Source organism: Caproicibacter fermentans, assembly GCF_014303955.1.
GTDB classification, from domain to species: domain Bacteria; phylum Bacillota; class Clostridia; order Oscillospirales; family Acutalibacteraceae; genus Caproicibacter; species Caproicibacter fermentans.
The window spans coordinates 2,507,642-2,520,265 of sequence record NZ_CP060286.1 but is presented as its reverse complement, the minus strand read 5'-3'; the positions used below and the strand labels follow the sequence as shown (position 1 = coordinate 2,520,265).

The 12,624-nt window shown below is 58.9% G+C and carries 16 protein-coding genes; all 16 read right to left on the bottom strand.

Annotation, left to right across the window (positions count from 1 at the left end):
• Nucleotides 1–314: 314 nt before the first annotated feature.
• The gene (locus HCR03_RS12465) at nucleotides 315–605 is read right to left on the bottom strand and encodes a hypothetical protein (protein WP_187034476.1); all 291 of its coding nucleotides are present in this window, start codon (nucleotides 603–605) and stop codon (nucleotides 315–317) included.
• Nucleotides 606–621: 16 nt separating this feature from the next.
• Entirely contained in the window at nucleotides 622–1,065 is a 444-nt protein-coding gene (locus tag HCR03_RS12460) for an NUDIX hydrolase (protein ID WP_187034474.1), read from the bottom strand.
• A gap of 2 nt (nucleotides 1,066–1,067) precedes the next feature.
• Nucleotides 1,068–1,658: an Rnf-Nqr domain containing protein gene (locus HCR03_RS12455; RefSeq protein WP_187034472.1), complete on the bottom strand. Its 591-nt coding sequence runs from the start codon at nucleotides 1,656–1,658 to the stop codon at nucleotides 1,068–1,070.
• Nucleotides 1,658–2,299 (bottom strand): Rnf-Nqr domain containing protein, encoded by a 642-nt coding sequence (locus HCR03_RS12450; protein WP_156991007.1) that lies wholly within the window; start codon nucleotides 2,297–2,299, stop codon nucleotides 1,658–1,660. The genes HCR03_RS12455 and HCR03_RS12450 overlap by 1 nt, the downstream gene beginning before the upstream one ends.
• The gene (locus HCR03_RS12445; RefSeq protein WP_187034470.1) at nucleotides 2,296–3,267 is read right to left on the bottom strand and encodes an RnfABCDGE type electron transport complex subunit D; all 972 of its coding nucleotides are present in this window, start codon (nucleotides 3,265–3,267) and stop codon (nucleotides 2,296–2,298) included. The genes HCR03_RS12450 and HCR03_RS12445 overlap by 4 nt, the downstream gene beginning before the upstream one ends.
• Nucleotides 3,264–4,286 carry a 4Fe-4S dicluster domain-containing protein gene (locus tag HCR03_RS12440; RefSeq protein WP_066647042.1) on the bottom strand — a complete coding sequence of 341 codons (1,023 nt, stop codon included), beginning with the start codon at nucleotides 4,284–4,286 and terminating at the stop codon, nucleotides 3,264–3,266. Before HCR03_RS12440 ends, HCR03_RS12445 begins: the two co-directional genes overlap by 4 nt.
• A 15-nt stretch (nucleotides 4,287–4,301) precedes the next feature.
• Nucleotides 4,302–4,952: a ribulose-phosphate 3-epimerase gene (gene rpe / locus HCR03_RS12435; protein ID WP_187034468.1), complete on the bottom strand. Its 651-nt coding sequence runs from the start codon at nucleotides 4,950–4,952 to the stop codon at nucleotides 4,302–4,304.
• 200 nt (nucleotides 4,953–5,152) lie between these two features.
• On the bottom strand, nucleotides 5,153–5,422 hold the full coding sequence (locus HCR03_RS12430; RefSeq protein WP_066647047.1) for a hypothetical protein: 270 nt from the start codon (nucleotides 5,420–5,422) through the stop codon (nucleotides 5,153–5,155).
• A 132-nt stretch (nucleotides 5,423–5,554) separates the two neighbouring features.
• Nucleotides 5,555–7,012, bottom strand: coding sequence for a 3D domain-containing protein (locus HCR03_RS12425; RefSeq protein WP_187034466.1), 1,458 nt, complete (start codon nucleotides 7,010–7,012; stop codon nucleotides 5,555–5,557).
• A gap of 523 nt (nucleotides 7,013–7,535) precedes the next feature.
• The gene (locus HCR03_RS12420; protein ID WP_187034464.1) at nucleotides 7,536–8,009 is read right to left on the bottom strand and encodes a GNAT family N-acetyltransferase; all 474 of its coding nucleotides are present in this window, start codon (nucleotides 8,007–8,009) and stop codon (nucleotides 7,536–7,538) included.
• Between the two features lie 135 nt (nucleotides 8,010–8,144).
• Nucleotides 8,145–8,546 (bottom strand): 30S ribosomal protein S9, encoded by a 402-nt coding sequence (gene rpsI / locus HCR03_RS12415; protein ID WP_066647051.1) that lies wholly within the window; start codon nucleotides 8,544–8,546, stop codon nucleotides 8,145–8,147.
• A gap of 15 nt (nucleotides 8,547–8,561) precedes the next feature.
• Complete coding sequence (rplM, locus tag HCR03_RS12410) at nucleotides 8,562–8,990, bottom strand: 50S ribosomal protein L13 (protein WP_066647137.1); 429 nt, start codon at nucleotides 8,988–8,990, stop codon at nucleotides 8,562–8,564.
• A 355-nt stretch (nucleotides 8,991–9,345) separates the two neighbouring features.
• Nucleotides 9,346–9,753, bottom strand: coding sequence for a DUF1284 domain-containing protein (locus tag HCR03_RS12405; protein ID WP_187034462.1), 408 nt, complete (start codon nucleotides 9,751–9,753; stop codon nucleotides 9,346–9,348).
• Nucleotides 9,750–10,301 (bottom strand): biotin transporter BioY, encoded by a 552-nt coding sequence (locus tag HCR03_RS12400; protein ID WP_066647056.1) that lies wholly within the window; start codon nucleotides 10,299–10,301, stop codon nucleotides 9,750–9,752. Before HCR03_RS12400 ends, HCR03_RS12405 begins: the two co-directional genes overlap by 4 nt.
• Nucleotides 10,302–10,500: 199 nt before the next feature.
• Nucleotides 10,501–11,514, bottom strand: a complete 1,014-nt coding sequence (gene aroF / locus HCR03_RS12395) for a 3-deoxy-7-phosphoheptulonate synthase (protein ID WP_187034460.1) — start codon at nucleotides 11,512–11,514, stop codon at nucleotides 10,501–10,503.
• 216 nt (nucleotides 11,515–11,730) lie between these two features.
• Nucleotides 11,731–12,597, bottom strand: coding sequence for an AraC family transcriptional regulator (locus tag HCR03_RS12390; protein WP_187034458.1), 867 nt, complete (start codon nucleotides 12,595–12,597; stop codon nucleotides 11,731–11,733).
• Nucleotides 12,598–12,624: the final 27 nt, after the last annotated feature.

The window sequence follows — 12,624 nt, the reverse complement described above, 5'->3', positions numbered from 1 at the left end:
GCCGTACACGGATTCTCATCCATATACAACGCTGACAAAAACACAAGCGAATCCGGAAAACACCCCCTGTACAAACGGACGAACAGGCGGTATAATAGAAACCGCAATGCGCTGATGATTCAGTTGTGTATGGAGGCTGTTTCTCCGTATGCAGGAGGCCGGTGCGCCAACACCTGTCTCCGCATTGCACTTTTTGTGCCTTACAAGATCATGATACCACTTTCGCCTTTGATGTCAAGGGCAAACCGGCAAAATTTGCCTGAAAATGAAACGCGGAATCTTTCGCCTCAAGGCGGCGGAAGATTCCGCGTTTTTTAATTTTTGACTTCCGTTACGGTTCCGGTTTCCGTGTCCAGGCTGAAATAATACGCCGGATACGAGCCGGTGTCCCCGACGCAGCGCATCTGCTGCGTCCGGTACAGGATGGCCCCGTCCTTGTACGACGCGGTGATCTCCGTGCTGCCGCACAAATCCCCAAAGCTCTCCGTGCCGCAGACCTTCGTTTTTCCGGTTCCGTCCAGCCGGATCTTGTCGATCTCGTCAAGCGTATTGAAGTAATAGACCCAGCTCCCCGCGATGCACGGGCACAGGACGAGCCTGATCAAAAAACGGGGTGCTTTTTTATCCTTCTTTGATCTGCCGCAGCACGCGGCGGAACAGCTGCGGCTGGATGTCGGGGTAGGTCAGGCAGTCCGGAGCGGGGAATTCGTCCCTCAGGGCGGTTTCCGCAATCTCAAACGGCGGCAGCGGGCCGAAATCCTCGATCTCCGCGAAGAAGAGCATTCCGAAATTTTCCGCTCCGTGATTGACGCTGCCCGAAACGCCGTACACGCATACCGGCGAAAGCGCAAAGCGGGCCGCGCCGGTTTCCTCGTAAAGCTCCCTGCGCGCGGCCTGCGTAATTTCTTCCCCCGGCTCCCTGTGACCGCCGGGCACCTCCCAGGTATGCCGGTCGCGGTGGCGGCACAAAACCCATTTGCCGCCGCTGCGGGCGACGATCACGGCATATTTGAGCAGGGATGGATCGACGGTTTTATAAAACCGTACCACTGTATCGGTTTTCATCTTCAAAACACCTTTCCCCCGGCAAACCCGGCGAACGCCATCGACAGGATGCCGACGTATAAAATCGACGCGGGAAGACCGCTGAACGCCTCCGGAATATCCGGGTTGCGGCATTTCGCCTCCGCGTGCATCAAAACCTCCGAAGCCAGATAAAACGCCGCGCCGGTCCCGAGCGCGTACCCCGCCGCCTGAGTCGGGTCGAGCGCGAACTGATACTGCACATAGGGCATGGCAAGAACGACCGTGTTGACCGCCGCCGGCGCGAGAACCGGCGCGATCCTGCTCAGAATCCGCGCCGGAAGCAGGGCCCGCAGCAGGAGAAAGGTCGCAAGATACGCGACGGCCGCTGCCGCCGCAAGGCATGCGGAGCGCAGAGGCGCCCTTATCCCGTAAGCGGCCGGAAGGAAGGGGGCGAGCCAGACTCCGGCAAACATGGAAGCAAGCGAAAACCAGGTAACCGCCAGCGCGTAAATCCCGACGGTATCCGGCCTTTGCGCACAGCGCAGCGCGCGGCTGAAACCGCTGCCGCCCGCAAACAGGAGATTTTCCGTGCCGACCGCCAAAAGGGCGGTCATCACCAGTCTGAAAAACATCACGGATTCCCCCTTCCGATCCGCCGGGCGCCGCCGGCCCTGAGCCGGTTGACCCACTGGATCAAAGCCGCCAGAAACCCGATTGCCAGAAAACCCGCGAACGGAAGGTCCGCCGCGCGGCCTATGACAAACCCGATTCCCGCCGGCAGACGGAACGTGCCGAGCAGGGCCGAACGCAGCATCGAAACAAGAAATGCGACGGCGGAAAACCCGGCGGAACAGCCGAGCGAATCGGCAGCGGCCGCCACGGCCACATGCTCCGGCGCGTATTCCTCCGCGCGGGAATAAACAACCGAGTTGCAGATCATCAGGCCCGCGGCCATGCCGAGGCTCGTAACGGAGCCGGGCATCAGCAGGTTGGCGAGGTACCCCGCCGGAATGTAAAACCCCGCGGATATCAGGAGGACCAGCCCGGGGCGGAACCAGCGCGGAACCAGCATGCCCAGCGCGCAGAGCACCAGCGAAGTCGGAAGCGACACCGCGAAAAACAGAACGGAAAGCGCCGCCGCGTTTTTCAGGCTCCACGCCGCGGCGGCGACCGGGTACATGCCGAGCGCCCCGATCAGCACGGGGTTGCGGAACAGCAGGCCGTTTAGAAAAATCGAGCCCGCTCCGCGCAGAACCAGCCTGTTATTCTTCATGACGGCTTCCCCTCCCACCCGCGGAACCAGAACACGGCGGAATCCATCAGCGGCGCGGCCGCGTTCGCAATCAGCAGCGCGAAGCACGCGCCCTGTTCATACGCGCCGAACCAGCGGAACGCCATTGCCGCCGCGCCGGCAAACGCCCCGTAAAGGCACCGCCCCGAAAACGTGCGCGGCGCGGTGACCGGATCGGTCACCATAAATACGGAAACAAAAAACAGCGACCCCGACAAAAGCTCATATTTGACGGAGGTCAGCGGACTGCACAGAATGCGCGGAAACATCGCCGCGATCAGCGCCGCCGTGCCGAGAAAGCAGACGGTTGTTTCCGGTTTTGCCGACCTTGACAGGAACAGAAGAACACCGCAGGCCCCAATGACCAGAACCGCCGTGGAACCGAGCGGGCCGGGAAAATTGCCCCACAGCATGTTCAGCGGCAGGATGTCCGGTTTGAACCCCTGCTTCAGCACCGCCGCGGGGGACTGCGCCGTGCTGAACGATCCTGCGCCGAACAGCGGAAAGGCCGCCTGCTCTGCGGGGTCAAAGTAAGAAAACACCTGCTTCGGCCAGCAAAGCGATGCAAACGCGACGCCGGCGGCGGCGGGGTTGAACGGGTTGCGCCCAAACCCGCCGAACGGTTCCCGGACCACCAGGACGGCGAAAGCGGAGGCGGCGCAGGGCAGCCAGAGAGGCGTATTCAGCGGCAAAAGCATCGGGACCATCAGGCCCGTTACCAAAACCGAAATCTCGGAAATGGAGATGCTCTTTCTGCGGACCAGGCAAAACAGGATCCGGCAGATCAGCGCGGTCAGCACGGACGCCCCGGCGACCATGAGCGGGCGGAGCCCGTAATTGACGACGGGAATGATCAGCAGCGCCAGCAAGGCCAGCAGCATCCTGCTCATCATGGAAAAAACGGTAAATTCGCTTTTCACATAGGGCGAGGCTGCGTTTGTCAGGGTCATGGATCACTCCTGCCTTCCTTGATTTTTTCCGCGCGTTCCACCGCCGCCGCAAGGGGAATCTGCGACGGGCAGACAATGCTGCAGGCCTGACACCGGATGCAGCGCTCGACGTTAAACAGCCGGAACGGGTTCGGCGACCCGGTCTCCAGCTGCTGCAGAATCAGCCACGGGATAATGCCGCGCGGGCAGGCGCGCTCGCACCGCCCGCATCCCACGCAGGGCAGCGCGGGACGCCGCGGAAGGCGTTTTATCGCGATGACGCAGCGGGTGACCGCCGTCACCGGCTCCGAAAGGTCGGTGACGCATCTGCCGTTGACCGAGGACCCCACCGCGACCGCCGCCGTACCGGGAACCGGCTTCCCCGCCGCAAGCACATCCCGCAGCGGCGTGCCGATGCGAACGCGGCAGTTGACCCAGTTCGACGCGCCGTCGCCCGCCACCGTGACAACCGTTTCACTTTGCGCCAGGCCGCGGTCTGCCGCCGCCGTGAGGGCGGCGCAGGCCTGCGCGCCGATCAGCCCCGCCTTCCCGCCCTGATCGGCCAGTTTTCTTTGCAGCAGCGCGACCGCGGGGTAGCGGGCTCCCGCAACCAGAAACGCCGCGCCGGGGCAGTCTTTGCGGACGCGGTTCACCTCTTCGCGGGACGCGGCCGCGATTTTCCGATTCCGGACGCCGCAGGCCTGGGCCGCGAGCTCCAGCCCGGCCAGCACCTGGTCGGCATTTTCCCTCAGCACCGCCTGGGCGGCGGAAGTCTTCGGGTCCTCGTCAAAACAGACGGCAATCAGCTCCGCCGTCTGTGCCGCGGCAAAACGCTCCAGCTTCTCCGCGAGCGGCTCGCCGTCCAGCTCGTCCACAATTCCCGCCATACGCGCCGCGCCCAGAATCTTCGCGGGACCCGCCTTTTTGCGCAGAGGCGCGAACATCTTCGGCGCCGACAGCTTTTTCGGCGCCGGGATGGTAATGATCCGGTTCTTCAGCGAGGGTTCCTTTTCAAGCTCCAGTTTTACACCGCACGGCATCGCACCGTACCTCCGTTATTCCCGGCCCGCTCCGGCCGCCGCCTTGAGTTCCCGGATCGCCTGCGCGGCGTCCGGCGCTTTGAAAATGCCGGTCCCCGCGACGCAGACGTCAACGCCCGCCCGCGCGGCCTCGGCAACCGTTTCCGAATTGATTCCGCCGTCCACCTGCACCAGCAGGTCCGGCTTCGCCCGCTTCAGCTCTTTGACCTTTTCCATCATGTCGGGCATGAATTTCTGCCCGCCGAACCCCGGCTCCACCGTCATGACGAGCACCATGAAAAGCCTGTTGAGGTACGGAAAAACCGCGCGCGCGGGCGTGCCCGGCTTGACCGCCATCGCGGGTTTGGCCCCGCCGGAGAGGATCAATTCAATCGTTTTGTCCGGGTCGGAGGACGACTCCGCGTGAAAGGTAACGAGGTCGGCGCCCGCCTTTAAAAATTCAGGCGCGTAGCGCAGCGGCTCGTCGATCATCAGATGCACGTCGAACGGCTTGTCCGTAAACGGCCGCATCGCGGCAATGACCGGCGGCCCGAAGGTCAGGTTCGGGACAAAATGCCCGTCCATCACGTCAAGATGAATCCAGTCGGCGCCGGAAATATCCATCCGGATAATTTCATCGCTCAGCTTTGAAAAGTCCGACGCCAGCATGGAAGAGGAAATCAGCATAAACTCAGCCCCCTGTTTGCTCCTATTGTACCTTACTTCGCCGCTTTTTTCAACTGAATCCGATGCGCTATCACAGGTGTCTGCCGGAGCCGGGCTCCGGCAGACAATCTATGATAAAGCGGTTTCAATATATTGGCCCCGCACTCTATTGTATGCTGCGGCTGTGAATTTGGCAGTAAAAAACCGGGAATTGCGCGGCTCTATTCCCTTTTGTTCTTTTCGCGGGTCTTTTTCATTTCGCGCGCGAATTCCACACAGGCAAGGCAGAGCGCCGCCGCGGTGATTGCCCGCAGCGCCCAGCCCCACGCGCCGGCAAAAAGATTCAGCCCGGTGCAGGCGCCCGCCGCCCACCACGCGCCGAGGATCAGAAAAAATCCGCCGATGGGGTAAAACACACGGTTTTCCCCTCCCATGCGGAAAATCAGGATCACGCCGACCAGCACCCACAGCGCGGCGTAAAAATAAGCCATGAGAAGGTTCCCTCCCTCATTTTTGTTCCGCTCTCACTATAACCCGGCCCGTCCCCGGTGTCAACAGGATTCCGGCCCGCTGCGGCGCAAAAAAGCGGAGACCTTAACGGCCTCCGCTCCGCCATCCCTTGCTTACAGGACATAAACATTCATGGTTCTGGTGCCGATCTTCATGCACTGCGAGTAGCTGTCGTAATACAGATCGGCGATGATGATGCCGCGCATCGCGGCGCCGCCCGTATCCGAGGCGACGGCATACCCGTAAACCAGCTTTCCGTCCGGCGAGGCGATATACAGCTTCGTTCCGTAGGGAATCAGGTTCGGATTGACCGCCACGCGCCCGAACGCGGCCTTGGCTCCCGTGGAGGTCCAGCCGCCCCCGGTGTAGCAGGAGCATTTTCCGGTCAGAACTTTTTTATATTTTATCGTTTTTCCGCTTTTATCCGTCAGAGTCCCGTTGGACCCGACCGCCCTCACCGCGGTCTTCTTTGTGCCGACCAGCGTGACCTGATCAACCGGCTTTGTCACGACGGACGTGCTCACGGTCTGCGTTTCGGCGACCTTGCCGTCGACCAGCTTCCGGCGCAGGACCACCTGTGCGCTCCCGTTTTTGCCCGCCGTCTTAATCTTCGTTTTCCCGGCGGCAAGAGAGGAATCCTTCTGCGTGATCTTTTGGAACGGAACTTCACGCGTTTCGGTCTCTTCTTTGTAAGTGACGCGGGAAACGTCGATTTCCATTCCCTGATTGACTGTTTCGTCCGGCGAAACATTCAGCGTGTCTTCCGAACCGAGCGAAACGCCCGCCTGCCGGACCGCGTCGGAAACGCTGCCCTCTTTGACGGTGGCGGAAACCTTCGCGCCGTCCACGGCAACCGTGACCCGCACCATCCGCGTTACCTGAATGCCGGTTCCGTCTTCGACCGGCTTGCTTTCGGCGGGAGTCACCAGGTCGTCGGAGTCAAGGGTGACGCCGGCCTGATCCAGCACGTCGCCCACCGTGTCGCCGTAATGCGCGGTGACCGTTTTGTCCGTTCCGTCCGCTTCAACGTTAACTTTCCGCGCGGTTTTCACCGTGATGAGGACGTCGCCGGCATGATCCGGGTCGTCGCTGCGCGAAATCAGGTCGTCGGGGCCGGTCTGAACCCCTGCCTTCAAAAGAATCTGGTCCGTTTCCGGGGAGGTCATTTCCACACGGCTTGCGGCCCCGTCGCATGTGACGGTCGCAAGATGGGTGGAAGCCATTACCGTTTCAACCGAACCGACCGTTACAAGAACCATCAGGAAAAGCGCCGCGCCCTGTTTTAACAGCGCGGATCGCAGTGCCGAGTCCCTGTCCAAAATCCTTTCGCGAAGGAACAGAAGCGCGACTTCTTTCCGTCCGCGCACTGTCGCGGCCAGCTGACGAAACAGCCCGGCCCTCCGCGCCGAATTCAGATTTTTCCACAGGCCCATAAAAAAGCGGCAGATCCGCGCCTTCGCTCCCGACACAGAAGCGCCGGCCCGCCGAAGCAGCCCGGAATGACAGGCGTTTTTCATCGTCTTTGCAAGCCTTTGAAAAAAACGGAAAACAGGCTCGAGTTTCTTACGCATAAATTCACCCTTTCCCTTCAGTCGGCGAATGTTTTTCAGGTATGTTTCCCCACTTGCCGGCTGTCAGTGCTGAGGATTTCTATCGATGCGAGATATTATATTCACCGATTGCCCATATGTCAAATCATCACGGCGTTTTAATTTGTGCAAGTTTCACATACGTTAACCGTTTTTAGTTCCTGATCTGACATTATTACCGGTGGTGGATGGTTGAAAGCGACCTCGATTTCTGTGCAACATGTAAGAAAATGACCGGTTACAAACCTGTTACAACTGTTACAGCCCTGTTTTTTATGCGGGATCGGCACCAAAATTGCTTTTTCTCGTTCACACTTTGTACACAAATACTCCGAAAAGCGCGCGGCACCTGGATTTTCGATTTACTGCAGTTTTTATTATATTTTGTAACTTTTTGTCATGCGTTTGTGTCTGTTTCTTCTTGATTGAAATAAAAAAATCCCCTGCAATATTTCTTTTGCAGGGGATTAACCCGGGTGCCGCGCTTTCTGAAAACACGGCCTGTTTAAAGCCGCTGTTCCAGTATGATGCTTCGTTCAGACATTCCCATTTCCCGATAAAGCCGGTACGCTGCCCGGTTGAAGGACCAAACCGTCAGCTCCATGCTTTCCGCTCCTTTCCGCCGGGAGATATTCCTTGCCTCTTCCAGCAGGCGCTTCCCGATTCCGCGGTTCCTGAGCCTTTCCATGACGCACAGATCGTTGACAAACGCCACCGTGCGTTTTTTCAACTCCGGCCTTTCCGACGGGCTCCGCAGCGTGACGGAGCAGAAGCCCGCGACCCCGCCTTCCTTTTCCTGAGCGACGATGGTGAATTTCCCCGCATTCTCCAGCAACGAGGCATACTCCTCTTCCGTCATCGGGTCCGCCTCCGCGAAAACATCCGGCCGCGCGGACACGTGAAGCCGATGAAGGCAGCAAAGCAGCTCATGAACCGCGCCATAGTCGCTTTTTTCCGCCGTTCTAATCAAGAGTTCCATCGCGTTTGTCTCCTTCCTCTAATAACTCACAAAACCTCCCGCGCCGAAGCCGTGGACACAGACAAAGCAGCTATTTGCAAAAAGCAGGGCCCGGCGCTGACGCGCCGAGCCCTGCTGCTTTTCTGAAAATACAAATTATCTCTTTGAGAACTGGGGTGCGCGGCGGGCTGCTTTCAGACCGTACTTCTTACGTTCCTTCATTCTCGGGTCGCGGGTCAGGAACCCGGCCTTTTTCAGAATGGAGCGCAGGTTTTCGGTGTCATACTGCAGCAAAGCTCTGGCAATGCCGTGACGGATTGCGCCGGCCTGGCCGGTTACGCCGCCGCCGGCAACGCGGCAGACAACGTCGAACTTTTCGTCGGTCTTGGTCAGAACGAGCGGCTGGCGAACGATCAGCTTGAGCGTCTCCAGGCCGAAATACTCGTCAATATCACGGTCGTTGATCGTGATTTTACCGCTGCCCTGGTAAACCCTGACGCGCGCGACACTGCTCTTTCTTCTTCCGGTTCCGTAAAAATAAGGTGCTTTTTCGTACATAGTTTGATCCTCCCCTTACAGTTCCCAGGCCTGCGGCTTCTGGGCGGCGTGGCTGTGCTGGTCGCCCTCAAACAGGCGAAGCCTTGCCATTGCGGCGCGGCCAAGTGCATTGTCCGGGATCATACCCTTGACGGCAAGTTCCATTGCCTTGCAGGGCTTCTCTTCCATCAGGGTAGATGCTTTTACCTTCTTCATGTGGCCGACATACAGCGTGGGCTGATAGTAGATCTTCTTGTGCAGCTTGCCGCCGGTCAGAACCGACTCGCGGCAGTTAATGATAATGACATGGTCGCCGCAGTCGACATGCGGTGCGAAAATTGTTTTATGCTTGCCGCGAAGCAGAGCGGCAGCCTGTGCGGCAACGCGCCCAAGCGGCTTTCCGGCGGCGTCGATGACATACCACTTGTGCTCAACACTGCCGGCTTTCGGCATATAGGTGGACATGGTTGTTACCTCCTGAAATTTGATCGGCATCCTCTTATTCCCGATTGTTGCGGGAATCAAAACCGCACGCTGAATCCGCGCGGGAATTTGCATATTTGATCTTACCACACGCCCGGTTCCGTGTCAAGATAAAAAAGTCCAAAATTTTAATATAGGAAGCCCAAACTCCTCCTATCTCTTTATAATGCCCCAAATCTTTCTTTTTCTCAGGTTTCATTTCAAAATGTTATTTCTGCCGACCGCATATTATTGTTATCCAAATATTTCTTATTAGTTTACAATATGGCGCGTTCCGGACAAACCAGACAGAGAAACGCCGCCGAAAGGACCGGCGGCGTCTGCAAAGCTGTTTTTCTCAGCGCGAAGCGCGGATTTTTTCCTGTTGTTCCCGGCAAACGGAGTCCCATCGGCAGTCGGAGCAAACTGCGGCGCGGGCCGCCGGGGAGAGGACGACGCTCTGCGCGATTTGCTCCAACTCACTCCAGGTAAGGACCTGGCCAATCGTCAATCCAAAGGCTGAAAGGCATTTTTCATCGTACCGCGAGGATTTTTCGGCGGATGCGCAGACGCCGCCCGCGTTGTTCGGGCAGCGGGCGCAGACGCGGTCCGCTCCTCCGGTCAGCACAACCCTGCCGTCCGGATGTTCCCGCAGCCTGTTTTGTACCGCGGCCATCCCGGAAACAAAATCGTCGCCGTACCCTTTGCCGACAAAAAACCGCAGGCAGAGCGCATGGTGAGGCCTGAGGGGAAGCGGCCCGCTCATGCCGCGCCGGCGCTGCGGTTCAGCCGGTCGTACACCCTGCCGAGCTGGGCCGAAACCGCGGCTGCAACCGCGATTTTCAGCGCGTCGCCAATCAGGAACGGAAACACGCAAAGCGTCAGGGATTCCCAGAGAGCGCGTTTTGTCACGATCATGAACCACGCGGTGCCAAGAAAGTAGCAGACCGCAGACCCGGCCGCCATGGAAACCGCGAGCGAAACCGGCCCGCGCCCGAACCTGCCCACCATCGTCCCGATCACCCACGCGGCCGCTGCGTACCCGATGATATAGCCGCCCGTCGGTCCGGCGATCACTCCGATTCCCCCGCTGAATTCGGCAAAGACCGGCAGCCCGGCAGCCCCAAGAAGAATGTAAACCGTCTGGCTGACCAGTCCCCCGGCGGCGCCGAGGATGCCGCCCGCCAGAAAAACGGACAGCGTCGCAAGATTGATCGGCACGGGGCCGACCGGCACGGCAAACTGTGAGAGCACGGCCGTCAGCGCCGCGAACATCGCGCAGGCAGTCAGCTCGAAAGTTGTCTTCTTTTTCATTCAGATCTCTCCTTTTCTAATAGTATAAGGATTTCCGCCTTAATTGTCAACCATATTAATTATTTTAGTTAACAATAATTGCAAGAATCAACGTACTGCCGCTTATTTTGCCTGAACCTCACCGTCGCCGCCGTGGGATGATTCCATAAAAAATCCGCCGCGGAAAGTTCCGCGGCGGTTTCGTGCATCCCCGAATCAATTAAATTTCGCGCCCCACGGCGCGGGCCACCTCCGCCGCTTTGTGAAACAGCGACGCGTAAGCGTCCACCGTAAGCTGCTGGGCGGCGTCGCTCAACGCCTGCTTCGGGTTCGGGTGAACCTCAACAATTAACCCGTCGGCGCCCGCCGCGACTCCCGCGAGCGCGAGCGGCTCCACATAAGCGGCTTTCCCCGCCGCGTGGGAGGGGTCTACTATAATAGGAAGGCTGCTGCGCTCCCTGACGACCGGAACGGCGGAAACATCAAGCGTGTTGCGGGTCGCCGTTTCGAACGTGCGGATGCCTCGCTCGCACAGGACGACGCCGCAGTTGCCCTCGCTCATAATGTACTCGGCGGCGTCCAGCCATTCCTCGACGGTGGAGGCAATGCCGCGCTTGAGCAGCACCGGGACACCGGTGCGCCCCACCTCCCGCAGAAGCCGGAAATTCTGCATATTGCGCGCGCCGATCTGGAACATGTCGCAGTACTGTTCCGCGAAAGCCAGCTGCTCGTGGTCGGTCACTTCGCTGACAACCGGCAGGCCGGTCTCATCCCCCGCCCGGCGAAGCATTTTCAGGCCCTCTTCCTCCGTTCCCTGAAACGAATAGGGGGATGTTCTCGGCTTGTACGCGCCTCCGCGCAGGAGCGCTGCGCCGACCGCCTTGACGCCTTCGGCGGCTTTCAGTATCTGTTCCTGGTTCTCCACCGCGCAGGGGCCCGCGATCATCACCACTTTCTTTGCGCCGAAGGTCACATTGCCGACCCGCACGGTTCTTCCCTCCGGGACCATGTCCCGGCTGGCGAGTTTATAAGAGTGCATGATCGGGACGCATTTTTCGACCCCGTCCATCAATTCCAGATTCGCGTCGCTCAGCTTTGTCTTGTCACCCAGCACGCCGATAATGGTCGTCTGGCTGCCTGTGGAAAGATTCGCGCCCAGCCCGTATTCCTTCAGCAGCTGAATAATGTTTTCCACATGCTCCCGCGTGCAGTTTTTCTTCATTACGATAATCAATTTTGGTGCCCCTTTCCCGCCGTATCTTCCAATGCTATTTTACACTTTAAAGCGTAAAAATACAAGTGGCAAAACAGCCTCCATTTCGTACGGAAACGCGCGCTTTCTATCCCATATATATAGATAGCGCATTTTTACCCGTTGAAACACTCCTGATCCCCAAAAAAAGCGCCCGGAAAACCCGGGCGCCCTCTTCTGTGAAATACCGTATGAAAGCTATGCCTTTTTTACGACGGGAATCCAAACCGCGCTGTGATAATCCGGCGCGCTCATGTCGCCCTTTTCATAGACCTCCAGCTCCGGCCCGTCCGCGTGCTCGTAGCCGCTGGAGGGAAACCATTCCGAAAAGATGCGCTTCCACACATCCTGAATCGCGCCCGGCATCGGGCCGACGGATTCGAACACCGCCCACGTCCGTTTCGGAACCGCAAGCGTTTCCATCCCGTCGGGGATTTGGCTTCCGTCGTGCTCCGCGGCGCAGTAATAGTCGAAATCGTCGGTCTGTTCGCTGAAATTTGTGCAAATGCCGAGCGCGCCGATGCTTTTGTCCGCCAAAGGCTGCAGATAGTCAAAGGTGCCGTCCTGAGAGCATTTGGCGCAAAACTGCGGGATCACCCGGTAATTTTCGCCGTCTTTACAGGACACCCTCAATTTTTTTCCGACAACGGTGAACGCTTCTTTCTCAATCAGCTTATAATTCAAAACACAGTCCCCTTTCAAGGTAATCTGGATCGAAAGCTTCCCGATGGACCTGAGATTTGCCCCCGGCGCGCGCGCCGCCGAGGGGGAGATGCCGTGAAAGCGCCGGAACGCCCGGGTAAACGCCTCCGGCGTGGAGTAGCCGTATCGAAGGGCCACATCAATCACCTTTGCGCCGGACATCGACAATTCCTGACCCGCAAGCGTCAGCCTGCGCCGGCGCAGGTATTCGCCCACCGTCATTCCGGTCAGGATTTCGAACATCCTCATGAAGTGAAAGGGCGAGGAGCCCGCCTCCCGGGCGATTCGCGTGAAGTCCGCCGGTTCTGTCAGATGCTCTTCCATATAGTCGATTGCACCGCGCATTCCTTGAATCCAGTCCATCCTGATTCCTCCGTCCGTGTTTTTATC